Origin of the sequence: Gordonia malaquae, from assembly GCF_037148075.1 — a bacterium.
Taxonomy (GTDB): domain Bacteria; phylum Actinomycetota; class Actinomycetes; order Mycobacteriales; family Mycobacteriaceae; genus Gordonia; species Gordonia malaquae.
In genome coordinates, this window is record NZ_JBBCUB010000008.1 from 46,047 (window position 1) to 69,745 (window position 23,699).

General features: G+C 65.7%; 37 protein-coding genes. 13 read left to right on the forward strand and 24 right to left on the reverse strand.

Translation table 11 applies throughout. The features are described 5' to 3' along the window. Window positions 1–35 precede the first annotated feature (35 nt). Window positions 36–602, forward strand: coding sequence for a hypothetical protein (locus WFK36_RS21520; RefSeq protein WP_336794174.1), 567 nt, complete (start codon window positions 36–38; stop codon window positions 600–602). On the opposite strand, the gene WFK36_RS21525 is transcribed toward WFK36_RS21520, so the two are convergent. From WFK36_RS21525 to WFK36_RS21575, 11 genes are all read right to left on the reverse strand, one after another. Then, window positions 599–1,348, reverse strand: a complete 750-nt coding sequence (locus WFK36_RS21525) for a hypothetical protein (protein WP_336794176.1) — start codon at window positions 1,346–1,348, stop codon at window positions 599–601. The genes WFK36_RS21520 and WFK36_RS21525 overlap by 4 nt on opposite strands. Continuing rightward, window positions 1,345–1,572 carry a hypothetical protein gene (locus tag WFK36_RS21530; protein WP_336794177.1) on the reverse strand — a complete coding sequence of 76 codons (228 nt, stop codon included), beginning with the start codon at window positions 1,570–1,572 and terminating at the stop codon, window positions 1,345–1,347. Before WFK36_RS21530 ends, WFK36_RS21525 begins: the two co-directional genes overlap by 4 nt. An 88-nt stretch (window positions 1,573–1,660) precedes the next feature. Beyond that, window positions 1,661–1,996, reverse strand: coding sequence for a hypothetical protein (locus WFK36_RS21535; RefSeq protein WP_336794178.1), 336 nt, complete (start codon window positions 1,994–1,996; stop codon window positions 1,661–1,663). Continuing rightward, entirely contained in the window at window positions 1,993–2,463 is a 471-nt protein-coding gene (locus WFK36_RS21540) for a hypothetical protein (RefSeq protein WP_336794180.1), read from the reverse strand. Before WFK36_RS21540 ends, WFK36_RS21535 begins: the two co-directional genes overlap by 4 nt. A 30-nt stretch (window positions 2,464–2,493) precedes the next feature. Then, window positions 2,494–2,667, reverse strand: a complete 174-nt coding sequence (locus tag WFK36_RS21545) for a hypothetical protein (RefSeq protein ID WP_336794182.1) — start codon at window positions 2,665–2,667, stop codon at window positions 2,494–2,496. Beyond that, a complete protein-coding gene (locus tag WFK36_RS21550) occupies window positions 2,664–3,026 on the reverse strand; it encodes a hypothetical protein (RefSeq protein WP_336794184.1) in 363 nt (120 codons plus the stop codon). Before WFK36_RS21550 ends, WFK36_RS21545 begins: the two co-directional genes overlap by 4 nt. Then, complete coding sequence (locus WFK36_RS21555; RefSeq protein WP_336794185.1) at window positions 3,023–3,556, reverse strand: hypothetical protein; 534 nt, start codon at window positions 3,554–3,556, stop codon at window positions 3,023–3,025. The genes WFK36_RS21550 and WFK36_RS21555 overlap by 4 nt, the downstream gene beginning before the upstream one ends. 20 nt (window positions 3,557–3,576) lie before the next feature. Beyond that, window positions 3,577–3,987 carry a hypothetical protein gene (locus WFK36_RS21560; protein WP_336794187.1) on the reverse strand — a complete coding sequence of 137 codons (411 nt, stop codon included), beginning with the start codon at window positions 3,985–3,987 and terminating at the stop codon, window positions 3,577–3,579. A gap of 19 nt (window positions 3,988–4,006) precedes the next feature. Further along, the gene (locus tag WFK36_RS21565; protein WP_336794189.1) at window positions 4,007–4,309 is read right to left on the reverse strand and encodes a hypothetical protein; all 303 of its coding nucleotides are present in this window, start codon (window positions 4,307–4,309) and stop codon (window positions 4,007–4,009) included. Between the two features lie 66 nt (window positions 4,310–4,375). Next, the gene (locus WFK36_RS21570) at window positions 4,376–4,669 is read right to left on the reverse strand and encodes a hypothetical protein (RefSeq protein WP_336794191.1); all 294 of its coding nucleotides are present in this window, start codon (window positions 4,667–4,669) and stop codon (window positions 4,376–4,378) included. Between the two features lie 58 nt (window positions 4,670–4,727). Further along, complete coding sequence (locus WFK36_RS21575; protein ID WP_336794192.1) at window positions 4,728–5,084, reverse strand: nucleotidyltransferase; 357 nt, start codon at window positions 5,082–5,084, stop codon at window positions 4,728–4,730. Between the two features lie 330 nt (window positions 5,085–5,414). Between WFK36_RS21575 and WFK36_RS21580 the strand changes: the two genes are divergently transcribed. Beyond that, window positions 5,415–5,582: a hypothetical protein gene (locus tag WFK36_RS21580; protein ID WP_336794193.1), complete on the forward strand. Its 168-nt coding sequence runs from the start codon at window positions 5,415–5,417 to the stop codon at window positions 5,580–5,582. A 29-nt stretch (window positions 5,583–5,611) separates the two neighbouring features. On the opposite strand, the gene WFK36_RS21585 is transcribed toward WFK36_RS21580, so the two are convergent. Continuing rightward, window positions 5,612–6,064, reverse strand: coding sequence for a hypothetical protein (locus WFK36_RS21585; RefSeq protein WP_336794195.1), 453 nt, complete (start codon window positions 6,062–6,064; stop codon window positions 5,612–5,614). 155 nt (window positions 6,065–6,219) lie between these two features. On the opposite strand from WFK36_RS21585, the gene WFK36_RS21590 reads away from it, so the two are divergent. From WFK36_RS21590 to WFK36_RS21605, 4 genes are read left to right on the forward strand one after another with little or no spacing between them, the layout of a single operon-like run. After that, complete coding sequence (locus WFK36_RS21590) at window positions 6,220–6,492, forward strand: hypothetical protein (RefSeq protein WP_336794196.1); 273 nt, start codon at window positions 6,220–6,222, stop codon at window positions 6,490–6,492. Between the two features lie 32 nt (window positions 6,493–6,524). Beyond that, window positions 6,525–6,656, forward strand: coding sequence for a hypothetical protein (locus WFK36_RS21595; RefSeq protein ID WP_336794197.1), 132 nt, complete (start codon window positions 6,525–6,527; stop codon window positions 6,654–6,656). Then, window positions 6,653–6,886 (forward strand): helix-turn-helix transcriptional regulator, encoded by a 234-nt coding sequence (locus tag WFK36_RS21600; RefSeq protein ID WP_336794199.1) that lies wholly within the window; start codon window positions 6,653–6,655, stop codon window positions 6,884–6,886. The genes WFK36_RS21595 and WFK36_RS21600 overlap by 4 nt, the downstream gene beginning before the upstream one ends. Next, window positions 6,883–7,221, forward strand: a complete 339-nt coding sequence (locus WFK36_RS21605) for a hypothetical protein (RefSeq protein WP_336794201.1) — start codon at window positions 6,883–6,885, stop codon at window positions 7,219–7,221. Before WFK36_RS21600 ends, WFK36_RS21605 begins: the two co-directional genes overlap by 4 nt. Window positions 7,222–7,291: 70 nt before the next feature. On the opposite strand, the gene WFK36_RS21610 is transcribed toward WFK36_RS21605, so the two are convergent. After that, window positions 7,292–7,633, reverse strand: coding sequence for a hypothetical protein (locus WFK36_RS21610; RefSeq protein ID WP_336794202.1), 342 nt, complete (start codon window positions 7,631–7,633; stop codon window positions 7,292–7,294). A gap of 193 nt (window positions 7,634–7,826) precedes the next feature. After that, on the reverse strand, window positions 7,827–8,516 hold the full coding sequence (locus WFK36_RS21615; RefSeq protein ID WP_336794204.1) for a hypothetical protein: 690 nt from the start codon (window positions 8,514–8,516) through the stop codon (window positions 7,827–7,829). 187 nt (window positions 8,517–8,703) lie between these two features. Here WFK36_RS21615 and WFK36_RS21620 point away from each other — a divergent pair, with 187 nt between their 5' ends. Together WFK36_RS21620 and WFK36_RS21625 are read left to right on the forward strand one after the other, a co-directional pair. Beyond that, window positions 8,704–9,132 (forward strand): hypothetical protein, encoded by a 429-nt coding sequence (locus WFK36_RS21620; protein ID WP_336794205.1) that lies wholly within the window; start codon window positions 8,704–8,706, stop codon window positions 9,130–9,132. 49 nt (window positions 9,133–9,181) lie between these two features. After that, window positions 9,182–9,670 (forward strand): hypothetical protein, encoded by a 489-nt coding sequence (locus WFK36_RS21625; protein ID WP_336794207.1) that lies wholly within the window; start codon window positions 9,182–9,184, stop codon window positions 9,668–9,670. A 247-nt stretch (window positions 9,671–9,917) separates the two neighbouring features. Here the strand turns inward: WFK36_RS21625 and WFK36_RS21630 are convergent, their stop codons facing one another. The 5 genes from WFK36_RS21630 to WFK36_RS21650 all read right to left on the reverse strand — a co-directional run bounded on the left by WFK36_RS21630 (window position 9,918) and on the right by WFK36_RS21650 (window position 14,390). Beyond that, the gene (locus WFK36_RS21630) at window positions 9,918–10,676 is read right to left on the reverse strand and encodes a hypothetical protein (protein WP_336794209.1); all 759 of its coding nucleotides are present in this window, start codon (window positions 10,674–10,676) and stop codon (window positions 9,918–9,920) included. Next, window positions 10,673–11,008 (reverse strand): hypothetical protein, encoded by a 336-nt coding sequence (locus tag WFK36_RS21635; protein ID WP_336794211.1) that lies wholly within the window; start codon window positions 11,006–11,008, stop codon window positions 10,673–10,675. The genes WFK36_RS21630 and WFK36_RS21635 overlap by 4 nt, the downstream gene beginning before the upstream one ends. Continuing rightward, window positions 11,005–12,033 carry a helix-turn-helix domain-containing protein gene (locus WFK36_RS21640; RefSeq protein ID WP_336794212.1) on the reverse strand — a complete coding sequence of 343 codons (1,029 nt, stop codon included), beginning with the start codon at window positions 12,031–12,033 and terminating at the stop codon, window positions 11,005–11,007. Before WFK36_RS21640 ends, WFK36_RS21635 begins: the two co-directional genes overlap by 4 nt. Before the next feature lie 5 nt (window positions 12,034–12,038). Continuing rightward, a complete protein-coding gene (locus WFK36_RS21645) occupies window positions 12,039–12,353 on the reverse strand; it encodes a hypothetical protein (protein ID WP_336794213.1) in 315 nt (104 codons plus the stop codon). A gap of 366 nt (window positions 12,354–12,719) precedes the next feature. Then, window positions 12,720–14,390, reverse strand: coding sequence for an AAA family ATPase (locus tag WFK36_RS21650; RefSeq protein WP_336794215.1), 1,671 nt, complete (start codon window positions 14,388–14,390; stop codon window positions 12,720–12,722). Window positions 14,391–15,009: 619 nt separating this feature from the next. On the opposite strand from WFK36_RS21650, the gene WFK36_RS21655 reads away from it, so the two are divergent. Continuing rightward, complete coding sequence (locus WFK36_RS21655; protein WP_336794216.1) at window positions 15,010–15,747, forward strand: Abi family protein; 738 nt, start codon at window positions 15,010–15,012, stop codon at window positions 15,745–15,747. On the opposite strand, the gene WFK36_RS21660 is transcribed toward WFK36_RS21655, so the two are convergent. The 3 genes from WFK36_RS21660 to WFK36_RS21670 all read right to left on the reverse strand — a co-directional run bounded on the left by WFK36_RS21660 (window position 15,737) and on the right by WFK36_RS21670 (window position 19,406). Continuing rightward, on the reverse strand, window positions 15,737–17,419 hold the full coding sequence (locus WFK36_RS21660) for an AAA family ATPase (protein ID WP_336794217.1): 1,683 nt from the start codon (window positions 17,417–17,419) through the stop codon (window positions 15,737–15,739). The genes WFK36_RS21655 and WFK36_RS21660 overlap by 11 nt on opposite strands. A gap of 413 nt (window positions 17,420–17,832) precedes the next feature. After that, window positions 17,833–18,483, reverse strand: a complete 651-nt coding sequence (locus WFK36_RS21665) for a hypothetical protein (RefSeq protein ID WP_336794218.1) — start codon at window positions 18,481–18,483, stop codon at window positions 17,833–17,835. 233 nt (window positions 18,484–18,716) lie between these two features. Further along, entirely contained in the window at window positions 18,717–19,406 is a 690-nt protein-coding gene (locus tag WFK36_RS21670) for a helix-turn-helix domain-containing protein (RefSeq protein ID WP_336794220.1), read from the reverse strand. 150 nt (window positions 19,407–19,556) lie between these two features. Here WFK36_RS21670 and WFK36_RS21675 point away from each other — a divergent pair, with 150 nt between their 5' ends. Both WFK36_RS21675 and WFK36_RS21680 read left to right on the forward strand, forming a co-directional pair. Further along, entirely contained in the window at window positions 19,557–19,910 is a 354-nt protein-coding gene (locus WFK36_RS21675; protein ID WP_336794221.1) for a hypothetical protein, read from the forward strand. Window positions 19,911–19,914: 4 nt separating this feature from the next. Beyond that, entirely contained in the window at window positions 19,915–20,262 is a 348-nt protein-coding gene (locus tag WFK36_RS21680) for a hypothetical protein (RefSeq protein WP_336794222.1), read from the forward strand. A gap of 8 nt (window positions 20,263–20,270) precedes the next feature. Here WFK36_RS21680 and WFK36_RS21685 read toward each other — a convergent pair whose 3' ends face one another. Then, window positions 20,271–20,813, reverse strand: a complete 543-nt coding sequence (locus tag WFK36_RS21685; protein WP_336794224.1) for a type IV toxin-antitoxin system AbiEi family antitoxin domain-containing protein — start codon at window positions 20,811–20,813, stop codon at window positions 20,271–20,273. Window positions 20,814–20,954: 141 nt separating this feature from the next. Between WFK36_RS21685 and WFK36_RS21690 the strand changes: the two genes are divergently transcribed. After that, window positions 20,955–21,413, forward strand: coding sequence for a helix-turn-helix domain-containing protein (locus WFK36_RS21690; protein ID WP_336794225.1), 459 nt, complete (start codon window positions 20,955–20,957; stop codon window positions 21,411–21,413). Between the two features lie 237 nt (window positions 21,414–21,650). On the opposite strand, the gene WFK36_RS21695 is transcribed toward WFK36_RS21690, so the two are convergent. Next, window positions 21,651–22,826, reverse strand: coding sequence for an RNA-guided endonuclease InsQ/TnpB family protein (locus tag WFK36_RS21695; protein ID WP_336794226.1), 1,176 nt, complete (start codon window positions 22,824–22,826; stop codon window positions 21,651–21,653). A 55-nt stretch (window positions 22,827–22,881) separates the two neighbouring features. Between WFK36_RS21695 and WFK36_RS21700 the strand changes: the two genes are divergently transcribed. Next, window positions 22,882–23,448 carry a VapC50 family PIN domain-containing toxin gene (locus tag WFK36_RS21700; RefSeq protein ID WP_336794227.1) on the forward strand — a complete coding sequence of 189 codons (567 nt, stop codon included), beginning with the start codon at window positions 22,882–22,884 and terminating at the stop codon, window positions 23,446–23,448. The last annotated feature ends 251 nt before the right edge of the window (window positions 23,449–23,699 follow it).

Genomic DNA, 23,699 nt, shown 5'->3' on the forward strand with positions numbered 1-23,699 from the left:
GATAATCTATCGGATTGACCGGTAAGATCTCCACCATGACCGACGACTGGGCAGCACTGGCCACCGCCATCCGGGCACGCCGAGAAGAACTCGCGATGAGCCAGCAGGACGTGCAGGACAACGGCGGCCCATCAACGGCGAAGCTCCGCGAGATCGAAAACCAGCGGACCACAACCATCAGCACTGCAACGCGGTCCGCGCTCGAACACGCCCTACGGTGGCGCCACGGGTCGGTGAAGCTAATCCTCGCAACAGGGGGCAAGCCTGTTCCCGATGCACCCGAGACCGGACTCACCGACAACGCGACGTGGAATGACTACCTGCAGACCGTGCAGCGCGAGCTGCTCGCGATCCACCACCAGCTCCCACCCGGAAACCCGATACGCAAAGAACTCCTGGCGGTCGTTACCGCGGCGGAGGCACAGATCGCCCCCGAAACGACACCACCACGAACAAGCCCAGAGGTACTCGCCCAGCACGTCGACCGAGTGTGGGCCGTGGCCGATCTCATGGCCTCCTGCCGCCGCGTCTACCAAGCCCTCGCGGCCGACCTCCACGAGAGAGAAATCGCCGAAGCAGGACAAGCCGATTCGCCCGCCTAACGCACCGTCAGCGACTCCCAGTCGACGGTGATCTCGATCAGGCGTCGGTCGACGTCGATCGAGGTGACCTGGCCCTGCGTTTCGGCGCCGCTTTCGACTTCGCGCAGCGTCACGCACGAACCAACGACCAGGGCGGCAAGCTCGCCGTCGAGGATGTCTTCGAATCCGGCCAGTGACCGATTTCCTTCGATGCGCAGATTCGGGTCGAACGCGATCACGTGCCGGGCGACCGCAGTAGCGGCATCGCGACGGACTGCCTCCACTAGCCGCCAACACGCCTTGTGCTCGCTGGCCAATGCGCGATCCAGACCGATCCGATAGGGGCGAGGCTCGCCTACGTCGATACCGGTGGGCATCAACGGCGCCAGCGCCAACCACAGCTCAGTGCGCACCGCGACCGGCAGCGCCTCGATCTCCCGCCGCGTCAACGGGTCGGTGCCCGGCTTCAGCAGCAGCGGCGCCCCATACCCAACGGCCGCCAGCACTGCGCTGGCAATCAGGATTGGCACCACAGGCCAGAAGGCCATTCCGGCAGTGAAGACCAGCCCGCCCATGCCAGCGGCGTACAGCAACGCCGTAACGGCGAGGCCACACATGATCAGCACAGCACCGACTTTCATCCGGCCTCGTGACCGTGGATTCAGCAGCACGATCTCGTCGCGCCCGTGATACTCGTAGGCCCGCCGAATGCTCTGCTGATGCCGAACGGCGAGCTGCCTGCGCACCGACCCCGGCGCCAGCCTCATCGGCGTTGCGCGGCCATCGACGAGGCGATGATTTCACGGGCCTGGTCGGGCGTCAGTCCGAGTTTCGCGTTGTGTTCGTCGGCGTAGGCGCGAGCGGCCTCAGCCGTCGGCCAGCCACTGTTCCAGGGTGCGTACCCGGGAACGTTCCGGGTCGAGACGACGACCTTGTAGGTGCCGTCACTGTCGACCATCGAGGCATCGGTGTGCAGTGCTGTGTCGCCCATAGTTCCTCATTCCTCGCACGTATTGTCCCGTGATAATAGCACCAAGCATTCGTAGTGTGAGGCGATCGGGAACCCTGGCCTCTACGCCTCAGCTATGCTCCGACGACTGCGTCGCCCCGCCCGCCCCTGCGAGCGCTTCCACCACAAGGAACAGCGGCACATTCACCGCGGTGAGCCCCTCCCAGTGCTCGACCAGCGCCTGCACCCGAGCGACGGCCGCTTCGGCGCGGTCCGCACGAGCCCGATGCTCATCGAGCGCCGCGACGGCCAGCTCGTACGCGTGGGTGGTGGTCCGGAACTCGCCGATCCCGAAGGCCTCTGCCTGCTTGATGAGGTAGTCCCGCTCCTTGGCGTTCCACTCCGCCACCGCCCGTGCCTCGTCGCGCTCACGCCGCAGACGCGCGAGATCGTCGTGGCCGGTCACCGGCGGCCGCCCACGTCCGGGAACCCACGTCCGCCGGGATAGTTCCCGTTGACCAGGCGATTGACAGAGATACCTTGCTGCAGGTACCAGGCCAGACCACCGAGGGCGATCGTCGCGATGTCGTCGACGCTGTCGAGCTGCACCCGCCGGACGCAGAGCGCGTCGTCGAGATCCCCTCGCACCCAATCGCCGGAGTCGTCATCGCCGGTGAAGGCGAAACCGATCCTCGCGCACAGTCGTTCCTGCGCCTGAAAGTCCTGCTGCCCGTATGTCAGCGGGTCGAACCCGCAAGGCATCGCCGGGAACTCCAGCAACGCGCTCTCGACCCGGTCCAACAGCGTGCTGATGGTTGCCGCGTCGTCGGAGCTGATCTGCGCGAGCGTGGCGAATGTCGCGTCGCGGAACAGTCCGCGACTGTGAGCGTCGATGATTCTGCCGCGCACCTCTGCTGCTGTCTCGACCGTCATGGTCCCCCCGTTTGTGCCTTTGGCGTGTGGTCAGTCGTCTGTGTGGCGGTCGGCGCACTGCGGGCAGTAGTCCTGGCCGCCGTCGCTGAACCAGCCCTGGTCGGCTGGGTTGAGGTCTGCGGTCAGGTTCCCCTGGACCATCCCGCCGGTGATCTCTTCAGACGATCCGCAGTCGTCGCACGTGATCTCGATCATCAGGGTCATCGCTGCCCCTTCTCCGATCTCGCGCAGTCGAAGACTTCCTTGTCGAATCCCACTGGCGGGCCAGTCCCATCCCACACCAGTGCCGCGGCGTGCGCGCGCAGTAGCGCTCCCGGCATCGTCCGGTCTCGCCCGTCGTCGTCGACGCCGTGCCCGAAGTAACACCACGCGCCGTCGATCATGTCGTGCGACTCATGCTCGCCGCGCGGACTGCGCACGATCCGGTAGTTGAACATCATCGTCAGGACATCGACACAGTGGGTGTCGGAGAGCCGCTTGATGCAGTACCCGCCCACGATCGGCGTGCCTACCGGATCATCCTGAGCGACCTCAGCCGACGAGGTCGTCGCGTCGGTGGTCATCGGGCCGCGTCAGCGATTCGTTCGAACCACAGTTCCTGCGACCCGAACACTGATGTCTGTGATCCGAAGTACTTGCGGACGACCTGCTCGACCTGCGTTTCATCGGTGATCGACAGCATCCGGCACAGCGTGACCGCGTCCTGCAGGTCACCGTCGGAGTGCCGGGTCGACATCGCCTTCATCGCCAGCACGTACTCCGCTGAGGCGATCTCGATAGTCAGGGCGGGCCCGATCACGCGGGTCACCGGCTGCTCGTCCGGCCGATCGGGCATGTGGATCTGGGTGACGCCGTCGGACAGCCAGTGCTTGGGCAGGTCTCGCCGCGCGGCGACCGCGGCGGCCGCGTCCAGGAGGTCCTCGCGCGGCCGGAGGACACCGTCGATGTCGCCGGTCGATCGGGATGCGTTGTAGGCCAGCGCCATGGCCGCGCCGCCGACGATGAAGATCGTCCCGCCCAGCCCGCGACGGCGCAGCTCCTCTTCGAGCGCGCCCAGCAGCTCTTCGATGTCGGCGGCAGTGAATTCGATCATGGACGAAGGTGTCCTCTCCCTTAGAGGCCTTGGAGGTTCCCGATGGCCAGAATGACGTTGCGTTCCCGCAGCGCCGCTGGTGTCCGCAGACTCTCCAGCAGCAGGTACTTCTGGTCGACGCCGAGCGGGTCGAACAACTCCCGACTCCACCGGCCCGGCGCCCGGCACCAGTCCAGCGTTCCCGCCGACACCCTGCCCGCACCGGTGAACACCGCGACTCCCGCCAGCAGTGCATCCCACCCGAGAACGCCGGTCGGGGCGGGCTCACGGTGGAACCAATCCAACTCCGGCCCCGACGGCATGCTCTGGGCGTGCAGGACCGACTGCCGCAACGCACGGATCGCGAACGACGGGTCACCACTGATGTCTGGCCGGGTACGCCAGATGTCGGCGAACTCGGCGTAGGACGGCGGCTGCCCGGTGGCACTCACGGAAGATCCCGGCGCAGGGTCAGTCCGCGTAGGCGGCAGGAATAGGCTTGCCGGTGTGGTCGTCGACGAGGCTGGCGTCCTCGTAGTTGACGTCGTAGCCGACGATGTACCACTGGCCGTCGGATTCGTCGGTGAAGTCGACCTCGTTGATCTCGGCGATGACGGTATCGATGGCCAGCGCGCCGCCGTCTTTGGTCGTGAAGTACACGTTCGCCTCGTAGCCGCCACTGTTGGCCGCGTAGTCGATCCGCACGGTCTTGCCGTCGCGGCGCAGAAGATCTTTGAGGTGCGGGGAGGCCAGGTTCGTGTCAATCAGAGCCATTGGGATGTTCCTATCGCTATCGAAGGGCTGCAGCACCGACCGTGAGCGACGGCGGCGGTGAGCGGGTCAGTTGTGTGCGCCGCCGCACTGGCAGTGCTGGACGACGATCCGGTCGACGTCGTCACTGATGACGAGCAGGTCGATGTTGTAGATGAATCCGTTGACCTTGATGGTGTGGTCACCCTTCGACCAGTAGCCGCGGTCGACCATTCCTGCGACCGAGCCGGAGGCGTCGATGCTCGGGTGCACGGTGTTGAGGACTCCTGCGCTGCGGTCCTTGGCGAACGCCAGGCCGGTCTCGGGGTCGCGGTAGAGGTCGACGTGCGGCGCGATCGCTTCGACGAGCAGTTCTTCAGCCATGGTCAGTGGTGTCCTGTCAGTTGTGGTGGAAATACAGCAGCTATACCGCCTGATACTATCAGTGCCTTTCAGTTGCTGGCAGGCCGACGCAATCGACAGCCCGATCAACTACCGACTCCCGTACCTCACCCCTGAGCAGCTGCACCGGGAACACGGCGACATCATCACGCCCAACCAGCACCCGAACCTCCTCCATCAGCCCAGATGCTCGCATGAGAAGGTTTCCGTCCCGCGCGAACATCTCCACAAGAACACCCGCCTCGGCGCCGCAGCACCCAGCATCAGAAGTACCCACGTCGAAGAGCTTGGGACTGGTCGCACCGTACTTCTCCAGCAGCGCCCGGAACTCGCCACGATGCGCCTCGATCGCCTCACGCAGGGCGAGCGAACCCGGTACCGCAACAGCTTTCGGCATTCCTCCAGCGTACGGACAGCACCCGCCCAGCCGCGCCCTATCCCGCCGCTCGACCACGAGCGGACCGATGCCCGACCGACTCGCCGCGGAACTGCCTCGCGGGGGCCAGGCTGAACCTGGCCGTAGATACGCGAAACCCGGCTCACCAACCGTCCGGAAGGCTGCCGGGCCACTTCCCGAGAGCTAGTGCCCTGGGCAGCATCAACACTACCGGCCGGACCATGCGGCGCACGTGCCGTCTGGCGAGCCTGGCACCGGTGCACCGCACTCCCGCGGAGTACGATTCGTCTGGATCTGCACTATTCGCCTTCTCGTCCCTGGGAGCACCTGATGTCCGACAACGGCAAGAGGCGCCGACGCCCCCTCAGTGAGCTGGTCGCGATCGTGCGGCCCGAGGGGAAGCCCGACTCTGTCAGGTCTTTCGCCGATGACGAGCTGGATGATGCCCGCCGGTACGCCGACACGCACGGCGCAGCCGTTGAGATGCTCGCCGACTAACTCGCCGCACCACGCTCCTAGTTGATGGGCTATCGCTTCCGATTCGCCGCAGGACCGATCTCGATGTCGCCGACGACGGTGAACTCTCCGTTCTCGAACGCCCGGGACAGCTCGTCGTAGTACGCCTCGGATCGAGCAGCGTAGGTCGCCGCGATCTCGTCGAGCCGCACCCCGCCTTGGCGGGCTGACGCTGCCGCGACAGACTCCCCGCCGCTATCGCTGTTGATCCTGAATGAGGTGCCGGTGATCTCGTGGAGCTGCTGCGCGATGTCGGCGGCGTGCGCGTGGTCATGCTCCTCGAACCGGACGAGTAAATCGATGGTGCTGTCGGGTCGAGCACTGCCGTCGGCGAGCGGCCCAACAATCCACACGTCGGTGATGCCAGCGGCCGCGAGGACTGCACGGATCGACTCCTCGTGCGCGGCGAGTAGGTCGAGGAGCCGTGTCGAGTCAGTGGTCGGCTTTCGCAGCTCGGCGCTCATTCCAGGCCTCCTCGCTAGTTCCGCATTGTTCCTGGCGAATGTATCAAGGCGGCACCGCCCGGTGCCGTTGCCGTGAATGTTCAGAACCCTCTGTACGTTGCACATATATATGTGCATAATGGGTGGAGCAACAACCACACCCCAGGAGACAACCCGTGCACATCACCGCCGCCGAACTCGCATCGGCAACCGGCATCACCACCACGAACGCCGACCGCATCCTCGCCCACTTCGATGACGCCAACACCGCGGCTCTACGCCTGTCGGCGCTGATCACCGACCTCACCGCCACCGACGAGCAGATCACGGCCGCCGTGAACGTCCGCGCAGCCGACCTGGCCACCGCCCGAACCGTCGCCCGCGATCTCGGCCTGCCCGACGGCGACATCGAACGCCTCGCCCTCAACGCCCGGACCGGCGCCCTCTAAACCCACCCGCCCCACCGAAAGGACACCCCACCATGGCCGACACCTGCCAGTGGTTCGCACTCTGCGACCACCCCGCCACCGGAACCCTCGACGTCCCCGCACTCGGCGCCATCCCGATCTGCGACCGCTGCCGCGCCAAGTACGACCGCCTCACCGCGAAGTGACCGGCCGCAAACGCACGCCGAACCGCCCGACCGTCTACCTCAGCGCAGGACAGGCGGCCGAGCGGCTCGGCTGCCCCCTCAACACCGTGACCAGCTACATCCGCCGCAACCAGTTCCCACCACACGACGCCATCATCGGCCGCAACCGCGGCTGGCTCCCCGCCACCATCGACCAGTGGAACCCGCCACGAACCAGCCAGGGACAGCCCGAGGAGACCGACGACCAATGAGCACATCTGGACTCCCACCCGAGCAGTGGCGCCCCTACTTCGACGCGATCGGAGTGGAATTCGGGTACCGGCCGCTCGCAGCTCGTGCCGACATGAACCACAACCGCCTGCGCCGCGTACTTCGAGGTAGCGGCACCAGCGAAGATTCCCTCCGCCAGGTTGCCGATGCACTCGGGATCTCGGTCGCGAAGCTCCGCGAACTGCGAGGCGAACCGGCGGCGGAGTTCGAGCCGTTCATCCTCCCCGACGAAGCAGGCAAGCTGACCGACGCCGAACGCGACGTCGTGCGCAGAGTAGTTCGTGCGCTCCTGGCCGCCCGCCACCTGGAGCCCTGACCACCTGCGGTCATGACGATCACCGCGGCCCGTCGACGTCGACGGGTTCGACTTCCCCGCAGATCTTGTCTCAGCTGGACCGACGAGCGATCAACGCGCCCAGCTCTGCGGTACTTATCGACCGGTCGGCCAGCTCGACGACCAGCTGCTGTTGGGTCGCCGTCCCCAGGAGCACGCCGTCAGCGTCGACGAAGTCGGTCACTTCGCCGGTGGTCAGCAGTTCCAGTTGGACCAGCGCCTCGACCGGGTTCACGCCCACTGCTCTGCAGATGGCGATCACGTCGCCCGCGGCCAGGCCGTCATGCAGGCGCTTGCGTGCAGTCTTCTCGGTGACGTTGAGGATCTCGCCGATACGCACCGCCGTCAGCCGGTGCCCCAACAGAGCCCCAAGCCGTTCTTGCTGTACCGTCATCCGCCCACGATAGCCGGTAGATCCCTTACTGTGTGACCTCTACTGCGGAAGGCTTCGTCCCGCTCAGCGCCTCCAGTACGCCCCTCCGGGGCGCATAGCCTCCCCGGTACGGACCCTTCGTCAGGCGGCCACCCGTGCACGCAGACGTCGGCCCCCGCCACAGACGCGTGGCGGGGGCCGACAAGGGGGCGGGTTACGCGGGGCCGCTCAGGTAGCCGACCGGGCCGCCGCTGTCGACGGCGATCCGGCTGGTCATGATGGCTTCGACGGCCGCGCGGTACGGGCTGCTGGCGTCGACGGTGCTGCGGACCCAGAAGCTCGACGGGACCACCCCGTGGCCGTCGATCGTGTTCTCCGCCGTCGACGTCGGCTGACCGGGCCGACCGGCGGCCGGTTCGATCCGGGCCAGGAGTTCACCGTCGAAGCGGTACCGCAGCTTCCCGCTGTCGTCGACGAGCGGAGCGTCGATGTTCGGGCAGCCGGTGATCGCGAACAATGCGACGGGGATCGTCCGCATCGCCACCGCGTACAGGCGGTTGCCGATGACCCGTTCGGGGTTCGCGCGCCACATGCCGAGCGTGGCGTCGGCGAGCTGCTGGTCGTCGATGTCGGCGGCGAAGCCGATGAACTGGCGGCCGGGGTCGCTGGCCGGAGTCAGGGCGCCGATCCGCAGGACGGTGAGTTCGCCGCTGCGGCCGACGAGCCGGTCGCGGGCGGCCAGTGCGTCGACGTCGGCGCGCAGCAGGGGCTCGGTCAGGATGCCTGCGGTGATCAGCATCGACAGGGACTTGTGGGTGATGCCGAGCTGCACTGCTGCGGCGTGTCGGGTGATGGTCTCGGGCTGGGCCAGCGTGGTGCTGCTGCCGAAGGTCGGGATGGTCATGGTGTTCCTCTTCTCGTTGAAGGTGCGTCTCGGTGACGCTCGTTTTCATGCGGGACTGGTCCCGCATGAAGGACCGTACATCATGCTGGACCAGTCCCGCAAGATTCAGCCGCCACAGCCCTCCAGAAAGATCGGGCTCCCCGGGCCGCGCGACAGCCCACTTCAAGCCAGGCGGTAGCGTCGATCTATGACCGTCCTCGCGTGGGAGTCGAACTCCAGAGCACTCTGGGAGATCGGCCACGGCCTCGGGGCATTCATCACATCCCCTGGATTTGCTGCACTGGCCGCGCTGGTTGTCGGAATCCTCACGGCCGTCCAGGTCAGCAGAAACCGCACCGCCGACACACAGAAGCACCAGGAAATACTGGAGGCGGACCGTGTCTATCGGCGCCGCGAGCAACTGTGGAGCCGGTACATCTGGACAGCCGAGCACCCCAGTGCTGTCAGCGCCGACGTCCTGGCCGAGATCGTGAAGAACATCCGCACCGAGGCCGCCGAACTCGACGATGCCAGCCTCCTAGCCGTCGTCGCCGAGCAACGAAAATCCGAACTCAACGAGGCCTCCACCGTCTGGCGCAGCTACCGCTCGCGCCGAGATGCCGAATCCGCCACGTGATCAAACGCCTCGCGATGGTGCACACTGGACAGAGAAGGGAGGCGTGAGCGTGTCCACATTTCTGTTCGGCTCGCCCGTCGACGACCCTGAGGCCTACGTCGACGGTCTACTCGTGCTGGCCCGCGACGCCATTGACGACCCGGCCGCATCGCCACGCGAGATCGCCGACGCCCAGGAGCTACTCGCCGCCGATCGCGACGAACTCGTCGCCGCCATGCAGTCGGAGGCCACCTCGACCTCGCACGCGACGGCCAGCCCGCCCGAGCCGGGCACCACACCTACGAGGACTACGCCCACCACCAGAGTTGACGGCAAGTACGGCTTCGGGGAGACGACCGACATCGTCACGAACAACCTCACGCCCTACTCAGCCACGACGCATCATTCCATCGACGACATCCTCGGTGCGGTCAATCAGAAGCTGATCATTGTGACCGGTGGGTCCGTCGAGGCAGCTCTTCACGAGCACGAGACGCCGCCGGTCGACAAGTGGTTGACCTTCTACGATCCGACGTCCACTCACGCAGATCGCCGGTAAGGCCACACACGTGGGCGGTTCAGGCCGACACCCAGGCGGAACACCGCCCGCCCGCCTTGACCTACGGGCCGGTCAGTTACTCCACGGCCAGCGGTAACCGCCTTGGACCGCGCGCTTCTTACATGCTCGATCGTTGCTGCAGACGACATCGCCGAAGACACCCTCAGCCGACTCGGCTTCGCGGAATCCGCGTGTTCCCCAGCGCCCACAGATTGAGCAGCACCGCGAGCCCGGGCCGACCATGACCTCAGACATCGAGTACTCGATCGGTGTGCTCGCGGCGGCGCGGGATGCCAGTTTCAGCGGTCGACTCCCCGACATCGCTGAAGGTCAGTCGAAGCCCGCCGTCAGGCCGCGGGTGCTGGGCCAGGTGGACGACCACGACCTGCCGGTCGATGACCACGGCGATCTGCTTGTCGAGGTCCAGGTCGGACACCAGCTTCGCGGTCCACTGCTCGCCGCGGCATGCCCGCAGGACCGCGTGAGCGGCGCCGCTCAATGCCGCAGCATCGCAGACGAAGGCCTCCCCTTCGTCTGCGTCTGCTCTGGCGATGACGGCATGATCCAGGAGAGTCGAGCCCTCGCTGAGCACGAACCCACCGTCGGCGATCGCCGCGAGAACCGTGTCGTGCATGCGCCGCCGCGGACCGTCCGCTGCGGATGCTTGCCGCAGGTCGGGGTGGATGCACTCCCAGGCCCGGCGAACCGACGACCTGATTGCCAGGACCGGCCACAGGCTGCGCAGTGACTCACCGTCAACCCACGTGCTGAACTGTTCCGCGGTGGCCAGGCGCGCCAGCGCCGAACTGTAGAAGCGACGGCGATCCTCGTCGATCGCCAGGTCCAGCGTTCCTGGCTGCCAGAACAGGTGCACCGGCGGGTCCACCACGCCCTCGGTGAGGCCGGTCAGCAGCCCAAGGTCGACCGGCACGAACACGTCCGGCTCGTAGCGGCGGCTCCACGACGGCCTCAGCCGGTACACCGATCGCAATGTCGGCGCCCTCATTGCAGGTCGTCAGCCTCGAACATGTCGAGAGCCTGCCCGCCGGTGGCGCGACCGCCCAGCGTGCGGGCGATCATCGCCAGCACGACCGCGACGATGACTCCCGCCACGATCCAGGACAGGGCACTGTGCGTCGAGACGAATCGGCCGATCTGCGAAGCGCCCGTCTGGCCGCCATTCTTGGGCGAGGCGAGCAGGAGGATCGCGAGTATCGCGCCGTGGGCCGCCGCGAGCATGAGGTACACCGCCGCGAATCGCCTATTGGCCGCTGACGTTGCGGCCCACACGCACAGGATCAGCCCGAACACGGCGATCCCAATCATGGCGACGGTCATCGTCCTACCTCCGAATGGTCGCGGGTCCACAGCGGTTCGCCCTCGTCGACCGCGGCAACCGGGAGCACGGTGGTCTTGAACGTCCAGGTCCGCTCCTCGTCGTCGTCCAAGGACGCTTCCAGGATCTCGTCGAAGACTGCGATCTCGCGAACCGCGACCTTGTACACCTCGCGCGCGGCGCGGTAGGCGGCCGCCGCCTGAGCGATCTCCTCGGGCGAGAGCAGGTCCTGCACTGCGATCTCCAGGGTGCGCGAGCTGTGGAACGGGCCACGTTCACGGACCCCCGGTGGAAGGTCAGCGTCGTAGGCAGGCAGATTCTCGACGGTTCCGAAGTCGACGTTCGGCGGGGCGATCCGATCGTGCAGCAGGGACGCTGCTCTCGCGATCATCTTCTGGGCGAGGACTTCGTCGAAGCCGCGGGTTTCGATCCGCATGACGTAGCCGTTGGACACGACGATGAACGGCGGCCTCATCGCACCAGTGGCGGCCAGCTCATCATCGGACAGCTCGTCGAAGAGGGTGGGCCCGGTCAATGCCGAGTGCGAATCCACGCAGACCTTCCCGCTCGGCCCCGCGGTCGTTCCCTCGCGGTTCAGCTGGGCGAAGTACTGGTTCGGGAGGCGTGGCGCCCGCGCGGCGATGGTGACCGTCTGACCTTCCATCTCGAACCTGTACGTGCTGTCGTTGTCGACGAGCAGCTTCATCTCGGCCTCGGTGGCGTACGCCGCGACAGTCCGGGACCGCTCACTGTCCCGGTCGACGCAGTTCACCACGTGCACCTGCAGGCCGACCAGGAGATCATCGACAGTGTCGATGTGCCCAGTCGACCGCAGACCCGCGGCCAGGACCTGCCCGTAGGGCACGTCGAGTGCGTCGGCGACCCGGCGCATGACCTCCGGCGGCGGCATCCGGCTGTCCCACCGGTACAGGGTCGCGCGGCTCACTCCGACGCGCTGGGCGAAGTCGCCCATCGATGTCGCGGTGACGGTCGGGTGCGTGGAGATCAGCTCCAGGAGCGTGGTCATGGTGGTCAGTCCCGGCGGCGGATCGTCGAGGTCGGGTCGATGTCGACGACCGTCGGGCCGGGGCGGACCATCTTGCCCGGGCTCATCCAGATACCGACCTCGCCGTCAGCCGTGACGACGAAGTCGCCTAGTTCGGCCTGCTCAGCGGGGATCTTACGCATGCTCTCGAAGTCCATAGGCGGACGCGGCGCGGCGCCGGGCGTCTGCGCTTCCGAGGGGCCGAGGGATGATCCTGATTGGAGCCCTGGCCCTCCCCATATGTACGGGGTGTTGGCGAGCTTGGCTGCCAGTTCCTGCACGCGGTCGAGGTTGCTGCTCATCGGTCTACCTACTCCCCATAGTGTGTTGATCCACAAGACACTGTATCAGATTCAGAGACACCGTCTACCGTTTGTCAACAACTGGATGCAGCGACGCATGAGAGTTGACGCACCCAGCACGCGGCGGCCGACGAATGCGCTACGCTCTCCATGGAAAACGGCTACCAGGAGTAGTTGTTGTTTGGCGAGGCGCCTCAACCTGCGGGCTGGGGCGTCTCGTCGTTTCGATTCCAGCGAGAGCTGGCTACCTGATCCCGCGGATGATCTGATACACGCGTTGGCGGGACAGCCCGAGGGCTTCCGCGCGCGGCGTGCGAAGCCCAACCCAGCACCCCGCACGCCGCACACGCTCTATACCAGGACCCGTCAGGCCTGATCGCCCGAACCAAGATGGGCCGCGATCTTGCGCGCCGACGCCACCAGGTCGTCGACACCGATCCGCATCAGCTCCTCGTCACTCAACGCCGACAGGTCATCGGCATCACGCAAACGATTGGCAGTGCTCGCCCACGCATCATCGACGAGATTTCGAGCCGCCCAGTAGTTCCCCGAGCGGATCATCGACCCCCGGTACATCGCACCGGCCAACGCCTCCGCCACCCGGTTCAAATGTTCCGGCTGATCGATACTCAGACCCCGGCCTGCAGCAACACGCCCCACTGCCGCCGCGACATCGGACGCGGTCACCTTCGGGAAGTACACCACCGAGCCAACCCCAGTAGCTGCACCAGGAACCTCGGCGAAGAACCGCTCCAGGCCCGAACGCTGGCCCGTGAAGATCACCAACAGCTCACCGCCCTTCATCGCCGCCACCAGCCCGGCTGCCGCCTCCTTACCGAACGGATCCTGATCCGACGCTGTCCCGCGAGCAACCAGCTCCTCAGGCTCATCAACGATGAGAACCCCGCCCCGGGCAATGTTGACGATGTCGCGAACATTCGCAGCGGTATGCCCCTCGTACTTTCCGACAAGGTCAGCCCGCCGAACCTCAACCGCCGTAGCGCTCGTGACGAGCCCGACGTTGTAGAGCGCCTCGGTGACAGCCCGCGCCGCGGTGGTCTTGCCCGTGCCGGGCTCGCCCGCAAACCCCTGATGGCGCACCGCACTGAACAATGCCGCCGACGCACCGAGGAGACCCCGATCACGCAGATCCGCTGCCAACCGCCCCGAATCAACGATCGTGTGCAGTTCGAACTTGACCGCCTCGGGGAGACCGGTGGCCTCGATGACAGCCCGCGCACGTTCGACACCACCAACGACAGGCGCAGTCGACTCCTCCAGCTCCGACGAACCACCAGAGGACACCGGCCACCCGAACTCGTGGGCGGCGGCAGGCGGCGCAGCAACGAAGAACCCATCCAGGCCCTCACGGGAACCGGCGAGCACCACCACCGGTGGACGCCGCAGCGACACCTCATCCAGCTCGACCGCACGCTTATCGACCCCGGTGATCAGCAAAACACCGTCACGCGCATCAGCGCAGGCCTGCCCGACCCGCACGCTGGTCTCGACCACGGTGTTGCCCAGCAGACTGGTCTGACCGACCTCGACGACAGTGTCCGTCGAGATCCTGCCTTCAACGCGCGCGATCTCCGCCGCCAGACCGGCCGCGACAGCAGCCGAAGCCTGCCCGGCCACGATCGCGATCCGCACCGTAGCCTCACGGGCGATCTCGCCAAGACGCTCCTGGCTCGCAGCCAAGCGCACACCCATCACATACGCATCCAGCCGACTCTTCACCTGCTCGGGCAGGTCAGCCTCGTCGATCTTCTGCTGGATCTGGTCCAACGCTTCAATCTTGTCCGAACGCCCGACCTGGACATGCGAGGACGCGACCGGATCACCATCACGCGGGACGAATGTCAGCGGCGAGGCCTTGAACACGTCACCGGGAGCGGCGATCACAAGGTCGGCGAACGACCGCGCGTTCGTCAGCGTGAAGTCCGGGCGGGCACCACGAAGAGCACGCACCAGAGTGTCGCGGCGAGTAGAGGAAGTGGCCATTGTTCTGGTCCTTTCGGTATCCAGCTGCGACATAGAATGCACTCCCCGGCAAGCGCGATCGCAGCTGTCATCACGAAAATGGAACTTCAGAAACACATGACAGATCGATACTGCGAACGCCTCAGCCTCTCAGGAGTGCCTTCGCCGTCTCAGACGCCCGGGCCGTTCGCCCACCACAATGCCGGGGAAGGACGAAGCTCGAAGGTCGTATATTTCGACGGTCAGGCGGTACATTCACCCGCCTACAACCGATACTGTACCCCAGCTTCACCTCGCTGCACAGAGCAACTGGATAGACCCCTCTATCGGCGCAACTTACACCCAGTTTCACGCCATATATATCGGCTACGAATGCTGATTCCGGCGTGTTCCGGCCGCCTTCGCGATCTCCTCGCGCGCGCTCCCGGCGGACGGCAGGGTCCCTCATCGGCCTGCTTCCGCGCCGCTGCCGCCCGTGCCGTCGACCGCTCGACAGCAGCGAGCAACTCACCACGCTCTCCACTCGACGTCGTGACCCTCAGCTCAGAGAAGCACGCGATGACCTGCCACATACAAGGAGCCCGCCTCCACAATGTGGTGACGGGCTCCCGAAAAGTATGCGCACACGACCTACAGCCGATGCTCAGTAGCACTGAGACTACCATCTGCATCCATGCCCGACAACGCGCTGATTGAGACCTTCCTCGGCCCTGCCCGTTTCACGTTGTATCTCGACGCGATGAACGGACACACCGAGCACGCCGAGGATCTCTACCAGTGGAACACCGAGTTCGGTGGCGCCCTGCACTCTCAGCTGTGCCACGTCGAGATCATGGTCCGCAACGCCATCGACCGCGCACTGTCCGACTGGAACCAGAACCAAGGCTATCCGCGCGAATGGACACGCCCGCAGTCCGCAGCACCACTACTGTTCGCGATGTCCGGCGACAAGATCGACGAGGCGCGCAAGCAGGCCGCCAAGAGCGCAGGCACCCGCGAACACGGCCACGCCCGCAAAGGCGCCGCGGTGACCCACGACGACGTCGTCTCTCAGATGACATTCGGCAACTGGTGCGCCCTGCTCGGCACCACCGGCGGCCGAGCGCGACTGTCCAAAGCCCAAGACCTCTGGAGCCAGGGGCTCCATCAGGCGTTCCCTCACGCACACCCCACCGACAACGGACGGCACTACGTCGCCACTCGGATGGAACGTCTCCGCAAGCTCCGCAACCGCGTCTCCCACCACGAGAACCTCCTGGCCGTCAACGCCGAGAACCGGATCGCCGACATGCTCGGCGTCCTTCGCACCCTGGGCCCCGAGCACCCCAGCTGGGCGATGCGCCGCAGCCGCATCCGATCGATCGCCAAAAACGACCCACGGCGCTCCCCGTCCACCACGGTCAGGACCTAACAGTCCAGCGGTGGCCAGAGCCTGACGGCAGAAAGCCCGCGGCCGTTCTTCGAATCGCGGCCTCCATATCCTCAATGCGGATCTCCGTCAGCTCAGCATCACTCACACCAGACAAGTCGCGAGGAAGCCGCTCCTGGTGGAATTCCTCCGCCGCTTCTGCAATGTCCTGGGCCGCCCAGTAGTTCCTCAGCAGCAGAATCGCACCACCGTCAACGGTGTTCAGTAGCTCAGCCAGCCCATCCAGCAGCCCCGGACGATCAAGGGAACGCCCCCTCTCCAGCACAATCCGCCCGGCAGCTCGCGCAATCTCTCCAGCCGACGCCGACGGAAACACCACCCATCTCTCCACCCTGTCGACCACCCCCGGAGCCGCCGCCAAGAACGCATCCATACCGCGACTCCTACCCGCAAAGATCACGAGTACCTCACCACTGTCCATCGCCTCCACCAGCCCAGCAACCACTTCCTGCCCGAACGGGTCCAACGCACGGTGATCGCGAGAACCAATCAGCTCGTTAGGGTCATCCACAACCAGTACGCCACCCTTAGCAGCCGCAACTGCCTTGCGAACCAACGCAGCGGTCTGCCCTTCAGACGCCCCGACCAACTCCACACGTCGCACCGCTACGACCGTGTCGGTCGCGAGCAACCCCACGCCATGGAGAACCTTGGCGACAAGCCGTGCCGCGGTGGTCTTGCCCGTACCCAAGTCGCCCACAAATGCACAGTGCCGCAACGCACTGACCACGGCCGCCGAATCATCGAGCCCCCGATTACGCAGGCCCTCTGCCAGCCTCGCCGAGTCCATGAACGTGTGCAGCTCAAACTTGACCATCTCGGCGAGGCTGGCAGCGTCAATCATCGCTCGTGCACGGTCGATACCGTCTACAGCAGAAGGGCTCGACGTCTCCGCGGTTGACGCTCCGGCAGAGGACACCGGCCACCCGAACTCATGGGCGACGGCGGTTGACCCAGCGACGAAGAACTCGTCCAGCCCGTCGCGAGAACCGGCGATCATCACCAACGGAAAGCGGTCCCAGACACCGGCGGCCCGCAGGATCTCATCCAGCGCTACAGCGCGCTTGTCGATGCCTGTGATCAGCAGAACGCCGTCGATCGCGTTGGCGCAGGCCCGTTCGAGCCGCTCCGCAGTGCCCGCTGCCGTCCGACCACCCAGCAGTGCCTCCTGGTCGACCTCGACGACACGCTCAGTCGAGACCCGGCCTTCGACGCGTGCGATCTCAACTGCCAGTCGGGCCGCGACGGCGGCCGCAGCCCGGTCCGCCACAATCGCCATCCGCAGCGTGCCGCTCGGAACCGCTCTCGGGCCAGAACCGTCAGAGGTCGTATGGTTCGCAGCGAAGCCGATGCCCTGCATGTACGCCCGCAGCCGCCCCGCCGCCTGCGTGGAGATACGAGCACGAGCTGCTTCGAGCTTCTGCTGGATCTGGCCCAGCGCCTCGATCTGGTCCGAGCGCCCAGCCTGGACGTGCGAGGACGCCACCGGGGCACCAGCATGCGGAACGAACGTCAGCGGCGAGGCCTTGAACACGTCTCCGGGAGCGGCGATCACAAGGTCGGCGAACGACCGCGCGTTCGTCAGCGTGAAGTCCGGGCGGGCACCACGAAGAGCACGCACCAGAGTGTCGCGGCGAGTAGAGGAAGTGGCCATTGTTCTGGTCCTTTCGGTATCCAGCTGCGACATAGAGTGCACTCCCCGGCAAGCGCGATCGCAGCTGTCATCACGAAAATGGAACTTCAGAAACACATGACAGATCGATACTGCGAACGCCTCAGCCTCTCAGGAGTGCCTTCGCCGTCTCAGACCCCCGGGCCGTTCGCCCCACCACAATGCCGGGGAAGGACGAGATCCGAATGCCGTACATATGTCGACGGTCAGGCGGTACGTTCACCCGCCTACAACCGATACTGTACCCCAGCTACACGACGCTGCACAGAGCAACCGGATAGACCCCGCACATCGGCGCAACTTACACCCAGTTTCACGCCATTAATATCGGCTACGAAATGCTCGGCTACAGGCGAGCATCAACGCACCCCAACTAGCAGGCCGTCGCGACAGCACTAGTCCTTCACCGCGAGCGCGGCGAGGTAATCGCCACGAACCTGCGCCAAGGCACTGCTGCGCGCGGCCGCCATATCCGACACCGACTGCGATGCCCGCGCGAGCGATGACTGCCCGACCTCGGCACCACCGACGAGACCCAGGAGGTCGTCAGCGCGTTGCGACGAGGCTTGGGCCTGCTCGGCCCGCCGGACCGCCTTGGCCTGCCGATCGACAGCAGCCAGACGCTCGCGGTAGGTCCGCAACGCGGCGACCTGGCCACGGACCGCGTCCAGGACGATGTCGATCACCTCCAGCTGCTCGCCCACCACGGTGCGCGCGTGCGCACTTTCCGGAGTTCCGTCGTCGTCGGGCAGCTCACCCACGTCGATCGCAAGCTCCGAGGCTTCCAGCAATCTGGCGCCGATGTCGGCGAGGACATCACCGAGATCGATCCGCACGCCCTGCTCGTCGAGCACCGGGTCGCTCCAGCAGTCCAGGTTGAGAATCTTGTTCGCCGTGACACCCGCGACGAGCATGAGCGCCCACGCCTCCCGTGCCCGCCGCGCCTTAACCAGCCTGCCGCCGTTCTCGAAGTCGTAGCGGCCAACCAACGCCCTGTCCCATACCCAATTGACCCGATCGCGGAGCTGGTAACGACGCCACGTCATCCGAAGAGGCACCGAGTCCCGGACCTCCCGCCTCAGAAGCCTCACCAGGTCAGAACGTTGGGACCGCTTGGGCCACATGCCGAGCAGAGCGACATTCTCCGCGAACAACGGAGGTGAGTCGTCGTACCGCGCACGCCTGATCCGATCTCGGGCAGCAGCAACCACAGCGTCCATGTCCGATACGGGGTCAGACTTCTGCCCTCGACCGGCCTTTTTGAATGGAAATCCCACGACTACTCCTGCTCTCCCGAGGCGTCTCGCGCAGCACGTACGGCGTCGACAATCCCGTACGAGGTCACTTCTGGCGGAATTCTCCCACCGCCGAGCCGCACTTCAGTGGCGCGCCGCAGCACCGCCGCCATCTCTTGTATCGCCGCCGACAGGGCCGCCGTCCGCTCCGTCGACGGGCCTGCGCCGCCCTCGCCTCCATCGGCGGGGTTTCCCACCACGGGCGTGCCGAGCAGGCGTTCTGCGCGCGTCGCGGCGTCGAGGAGTTCCAGACGCAGAGGACTCCCGGGCGGCAGCAGCCGATGCTGCTCCAGGAGAGCCACCTGCATGTTCTCGACCGCGTGGGCCCAGGCATCGTTCATGACGGTCACCGGCGCGGTGCCCACGTGGAGATGCCCGGCCGTCCCGTCGGGCCGCACTGCCGATTCGACAGGGACGCCCGTGGCCAACGTTGGCTCTCCGCCGTCGAGGACTCGGCGCGCACTGCCGGACGACCATCCGAGTCCATGATCGAGCTTCCGGAGGGTTCCCGGTGCAGGCGTCGGCGGAGTCGCATTCTCGATCTTGGTCAGCGTCGTTGTCGATGGGCCGCCTCGCGCCTTCAACTCATCCTGGCGCAGGCCTAGTTCTTCTCTCCGACGTCGAGCATGCTCGGCCAGGACGGCGAGCCTATTCCGCTCATTCATATCCTCCATGGCAGCAATTCTGCCACAAACTTTCGGCCAAAGCATGGCAAGACTCCACAGATTGCCGAGCGTGAGCAGCCAAGGCCACCCGACATTGTGGCACCCCGAACACCCCTGAGCTGCTGCAGCGTTCTAGCTATATCCACCTAGAATCGCAGGATGGCGACGAAAACAGTCAACCTCCCGATCTCCCTCGCATCCCGCAAGGGCGTCCCGGCGCTGGCAAAACTGAGCGAAGCCAACCGAGTCGCACTCACCAGCCACGGCCGAGTCGTCGCCGTCGTCGACTCCCCCAGCCGCGCCGACGACCAGGCCCGCGACATCACCGAAGCAAAGCGCGCTGTGCTCGAAGCCGCCGCCGATCTTGTCGCCCAGCGACCGCCCCGACACACCCTCGACGAACTCTGCGAGAGGATCGGCCTGGACGCCGACCGGGTCCGCCGCCGGGCCACCGAGATCAGCACCAATGCCGGTAGCGACAGCCTCCCCACCGCGATCAACCGCCAAGGCTGAGTACATGTCTCCACCCGCCGCCCTCGCCACCCAGCTGCAGGACCTCACCGAACGCGAGTACGTTCGGTTCGTCGCCCAGTGGATCGACGCCGCAACCGAGGACGACATCCACCAGGCCCCAGAGCCGACCGGCGACACGGTGATCGATGCTCTCGTCGCAGGCGCCGCAGCGTTCGTCGGAATCCGCAGGCACGGCGGCGAACCATCCTGGACCTCGGAACCGGAACGGATATACCGCGGGCTGTGGCATCCCGGGCCACCTGGATTCTTCGCCTGGTCGCTAGTCCATTCGCCTGCATCGTTCCGAGTCCGAGGCATCCTGATCGAGGAAGACTCGCTCGTCTCAGTCTGACCACCCGCTCACGCGGCGGGCCACCGGTGCCGCAGCAGCGCACTAGCCTCCTGCTCGCTAATCAGCTCGCGCCTGGTCGCCTGAGCGACGAGTGTCCTCCAACGATCCGGGGACATCCGATCGCCGAGGTCGTGAAGCGCCCGGCGGACGGTCGTGGCTCGTACGCCGGAGTACTCGGTCAGGTCCGTTCCGGCGATGTCCGCGCGGTGCTCGATGTCGATCCAGTCCGGAAGGGTTCGCCGAACGCGACGGTGTGTGGCTACTCGGACGCGGTGCGGGTTGAGCTGGCCGAGGTCATGCAGGTCGAGGACTGTTTCTCGTTGGAGGAATGCGGCCTCTCCGGCCATGGCGGCGGCCACGGCGAGCTGGGTCGTGGCAGTGGGAGGAACGTTGAGGTGCGCGTAGACGCCTTGTCCGTATGCCCGGAGCGCGCCGCGGTGCGCGAGTTTGCGCACCTCCACGGCGGGGACTCCTGCGTCTTCTGCGTCCGTGATCGTCACGACGCCGTGGTTGGCCGCGGCGACCTCCCACAGGTCCTGCCGATAGGTCATTGGCCACCTCCACAACTGTGTCAAAAGCGTACCGTTCTCAGTACGCTTTTGACATGCTCGTCCGGAGCCAGAGCGAGCATTCGGCCCCTCAACCTCGACAAACAGTCGCAGTTTCGAATCTTTCGAATTAGACTGTGGTGCATGACCTCACTCATTGAGCAGACGGTCCTACCTGCCGACAACGACAGCGCAGACCACGCACGCCTGGACGAGCTGCTGCAGCTCCTCTCCGCACCTGGCGCCCTGACCGTCACCGACGGCGACCGCCGCGCCGAACTCCCCGAGCACCTGCGCCTGCTACTCAACGCCGCCGTCGCCCACCTCGCCGTCGGGACCGCCGTCACCGTCACCCCCCATCGAACCCAGCTCACGACCCAGGAAGCAGCGGACATCCTCGGGATCAGCAGGCCCACGCTCATCCGGCTTCTGACCGACGGCAAGATCGCCTCCACCCGTCCCGGCCGCCATCGCCGCATCCAACTCGCCGACGTCCTGGCCTACCAAGAACGAATCCGCGCTCAACGCCGTGACGCCCTCATTGAACTCGCCGCGGAGCCGGAACCACCGACGGCACCCGACGGGTTCATTCGGACCCGATAAGCGACAGTGCCCGCCTCATTCCGCGTCGTCCTCGACGCGTGCGTGATGATTCCGCAGAACCTCAACAACCCTCCTGCTCACACTCGCCGACCAAGGATTGTTCGCACCCGTGTGGACGCCAGAGATTCTCGACGAAGTACACCGCAACCTCTTGACATCCTCCCCTCCCTCACGGGAGGGGATTCCTGACCTCACGATCAGGGCTTTCTGCTTCGCAGACAGGTGCTCGCTCACGTACTAGACGTGGGCGAGGCTTCTCCCGTCTCCACAGACCGGCACCGCGAGCCCCGCGGCCAAGATGTTGTTCGCCGCGTTGATGTCGCGGTCGTGCGCAGTTCCACAGGAACTGCACGTCCAGACCCGGCTAGCAAGACCGGTGAACCCTCTCGGGCCGGTCTGCGCCGAGCAGCTCGAACACAGCCGCGTGGACGGGAACCACTGGTCGATCACCACGAGGTCTCGCCCGTACCACTGGCACTTGTACTCAAGCATCGAGCGGAACTCAGCCATGCAGGCCTGAGCTATCGCCCTGTTCAGGCCGGTCTTGCACCGGCCGTTCCCAGCAGCCATCATCGGCTTCACAGCCAAGTCCTCGATCACGATCGTTTGGTTCTCACGAACGAGTCGAGTGCTGAGCTCGTGCAACTGGTGCCGTCGCCGATCGGCCACCCGAGCATGGATACCGGCGACCTCACGCTTGGCCTTCTCGCGGTTGCGCGAGCCCTTGACCTTGCGGGACACCGCTTTCTGGGCCCGAGAGAGCAAGAACTCCTCGGTGCGCGTCATACGGGCCGGAGCGATCTTCTCGCCGGTGGACAGCACGGCCAGATCCTTGGCGCCCAGATCGATACCGACGGCTCGATCCACAGAATCGAACCGCTCGATCGACTCCTCGACGAGCAGACTAACGAACCACCGTCCGGCAGTGTCCAACGACACCGTAACCGTACTCGGTACCGCCCCTTCGGGAAGATCCCGAGACCAGTGAATGTCCAGCGGCTCGGTCATCTTGGCCAGCGTCAGAGCCCGCTGCCCGGCATTCCACCGGAAAGCATACTGCGTGAAACTCGCGCTCTGACGTGCGTGACGCCGCTTGAACCTCGGATACCCAGAGCGCTTACCCCAGAAGTTCGAGAAGCCGGTCTGCAGATGCCGGAGGGCTTGCTGCAGCGGAACCGAGGAAACCTCGTTCAACCACGAGTACTCCTCGGTCTTCTTCCACTGCGTCAGCATGGCCGAACTCTGCGAATAGTTCACCGACTTACCATGCTGATGCCACGCTGCAGTGCGCTCTTCGAGCGCCTTGTTGTAGACCACTCGAACACAGCCGAACGTGCGCCGCAGGAGCTGTTCCTGCGACCCAGTCGGATAGAAGCGGTACTTGTACGCCCGCTTCACTGCCCTGGCCGTCACGATTGATACATTACCTCACCACTTTAACAACGGAAACTACGCGTATCCCCGGCGCGTGCTGGCCGCCGCAGTCGCCTCCGGCGCCGCACTGATCGTCACCAACAACGTCCGCGACTTCCCAGCCAAGGCGTGCGCGCCCCACGACGTCGAGATCCTCAGCGCCGACGAGTACCTCCTGGACCAGCTCGACCTTGACCCAGACATCGTCTACGCAGCGATGGCCACCGTCACCGACCACCACAAGCTGCCACCACGCACAGTCCTGACTCTCGCTGACGCGCTTTACTCGACCACACCCGAGTTCGGCACCGCGATCACCATCCAACTGTCGGCTGTCCCACTCTTGGAGGTCGTCGACCCGGCGGACCTGCCGCTCGACTACGACCCGACCACCGCGCCGTTCGATCCGGCCAGCGCAGCCTTCCTGTGGTACCGCTATCTGATCCATCGCGCCACGTACCCGGACGCGATCGCGACCATGACCGAGGACGTCGCGAACTGGGACTTCGACCGCACCGCCGACACCCTGCGCGACCATGGACGACGTCGTCTACGTCAAGTTCCTCCGCAACAGCAGCGACCAGCCCGCCGTGCGGGCCTTCGGCGACTTCGCCGTCCATGACTTCCACGTCCTGGCTCTACGCCGCAACGACGACGGCCGGTGGCTCGCCAACGGCATCATCTCCGGCGGCTGGCCAACCAACGCACAACCCGACGCCCGCGCCAGTGGGTAGATACAAGGAAGCCCCGGTCGCGAACGGCCGGGGACTTCTTCAAGAACAGCCCGTTGAGCTGCATCTACCGATCAGCATAGCTCATGACGTTGGCGGCAGCCAGGCACCCTCTGCGGGATACCCTTACTCGACCAAACGT

Coding starts and splice junctions, on each gene's coding strand:
- WFK36_RS21645 (WP_336794213.1), bottom strand. CDS start 12,353: ATGAGCAGCAACCTCGACCGCGTGCAGGAACTGGCAGCCAAGCTCGCC.
- WFK36_RS21520 (WP_336794174.1), top strand. CDS start 36: ATGACCGACGACTGGGCAGCACTGGCCACCGCCATCCGGGCACGCCGA.
- WFK36_RS21675 (WP_336794221.1), top strand. CDS start 19,557: ATGGCGACGAAAACAGTCAACCTCCCGATCTCCCTCGCATCCCGCAAG.
- WFK36_RS21635 (WP_336794211.1), bottom strand. CDS start 11,008: ATGACCGTCGCCATGATTGGGATCGCCGTGTTCGGGCTGATCCTGTGC.
- WFK36_RS21540 (WP_336794180.1), bottom strand. CDS start 2,463: ATGACGGTCGAGACAGCAGCAGAGGTGCGCGGCAGAATCATCGACGCT.
- WFK36_RS21670 (WP_336794220.1), bottom strand. CDS start 19,406: ATGGAGGATATGAATGAGCGGAATAGGCTCGCCGTCCTGGCCGAGCAT.
- WFK36_RS21655 (WP_336794216.1), top strand. CDS start 15,010: ATGCCCGACAACGCGCTGATTGAGACCTTCCTCGGCCCTGCCCGTTTC.
- WFK36_RS21580 (WP_336794193.1), top strand. CDS start 5,415: ATGTCCGACAACGGCAAGAGGCGCCGACGCCCCCTCAGTGAGCTGGTC.
- WFK36_RS21595 (WP_336794197.1), top strand. CDS start 6,525: ATGGCCGACACCTGCCAGTGGTTCGCACTCTGCGACCACCCCGCCACC.
- WFK36_RS21685 (WP_336794224.1), bottom strand. CDS start 20,813: ATGACCTATCGGCAGGACCTGTGGGAGGTCGCCGCGGCCAACCACGGC.
- WFK36_RS21575 (WP_336794192.1), bottom strand. CDS start 5,084: ATGCCGAAAGCTGTTGCGGTACCGGGTTCGCTCGCCCTGCGTGAGGCG.
- WFK36_RS21545 (WP_336794182.1), bottom strand. CDS start 2,667: ATGACCCTGATGATCGAGATCACGTGCGACGACTGCGGATCGTCTGAA.
- WFK36_RS21640 (WP_336794212.1), bottom strand. CDS start 12,033: ATGACCACGCTCCTGGAGCTGATCTCCACGCACCCGACCGTCACCGCG.
- WFK36_RS21620 (WP_336794205.1), top strand. CDS start 8,704: ATGACCGTCCTCGCGTGGGAGTCGAACTCCAGAGCACTCTGGGAGATC.
- WFK36_RS21660 (WP_336794217.1), bottom strand. CDS start 17,419: ATGGCCACTTCCTCTACTCGCCGCGACACTCTGGTGCGTGCTCTTCGT.
- WFK36_RS21585 (WP_336794195.1), bottom strand. CDS start 6,064: ATGAGCGCCGAGCTGCGAAAGCCGACCACTGACTCGACACGGCTCCTC.
- WFK36_RS21615 (WP_336794204.1), bottom strand. CDS start 8,516: ATGACCATCCCGACCTTCGGCAGCAGCACCACGCTGGCCCAGCCCGAG.
- WFK36_RS21650 (WP_336794215.1), bottom strand. CDS start 14,390: ATGTCGCAGCTGGATACCGAAAGGACCAGAACAATGGCCACTTCCTCT.
- WFK36_RS21555 (WP_336794185.1), bottom strand. CDS start 3,556: ATGATCGAATTCACTGCCGCCGACATCGAAGAGCTGCTGGGCGCGCTC.
- WFK36_RS21550 (WP_336794184.1), bottom strand. CDS start 3,026: ATGACCACCGACGCGACGACCTCGTCGGCTGAGGTCGCTCAGGATGAT.
- WFK36_RS21605 (WP_336794201.1), top strand. CDS start 6,883: ATGAGCACATCTGGACTCCCACCCGAGCAGTGGCGCCCCTACTTCGAC.
- WFK36_RS21630 (WP_336794209.1), bottom strand. CDS start 10,676: ATGAGGGCGCCGACATTGCGATCGGTGTACCGGCTGAGGCCGTCGTGG.
- WFK36_RS21690 (WP_336794225.1), top strand. CDS start 20,955: ATGACCTCACTCATTGAGCAGACGGTCCTACCTGCCGACAACGACAGC.
- WFK36_RS21680 (WP_336794222.1), top strand. CDS start 19,915: ATGTCTCCACCCGCCGCCCTCGCCACCCAGCTGCAGGACCTCACCGAA.
- WFK36_RS21570 (WP_336794191.1), bottom strand. CDS start 4,669: ATGGCTGAAGAACTGCTCGTCGAAGCGATCGCGCCGCACGTCGACCTC.
- WFK36_RS21530 (WP_336794177.1), bottom strand. CDS start 1,572: ATGGGCGACACAGCACTGCACACCGATGCCTCGATGGTCGACAGTGAC.
- WFK36_RS21565 (WP_336794189.1), bottom strand. CDS start 4,309: ATGGCTCTGATTGACACGAACCTGGCCTCCCCGCACCTCAAAGATCTT.
- WFK36_RS21665 (WP_336794218.1), bottom strand. CDS start 18,483: ATGACGTGGCGTCGTTACCAGCTCCGCGATCGGGTCAATTGGGTATGG.
- WFK36_RS21525 (WP_336794176.1), bottom strand. CDS start 1,348: ATGAGGCTGGCGCCGGGGTCGGTGCGCAGGCAGCTCGCCGTTCGGCAT.
- WFK36_RS21610 (WP_336794202.1), bottom strand. CDS start 7,633: ATGACGGTACAGCAAGAACGGCTTGGGGCTCTGTTGGGGCACCGGCTG.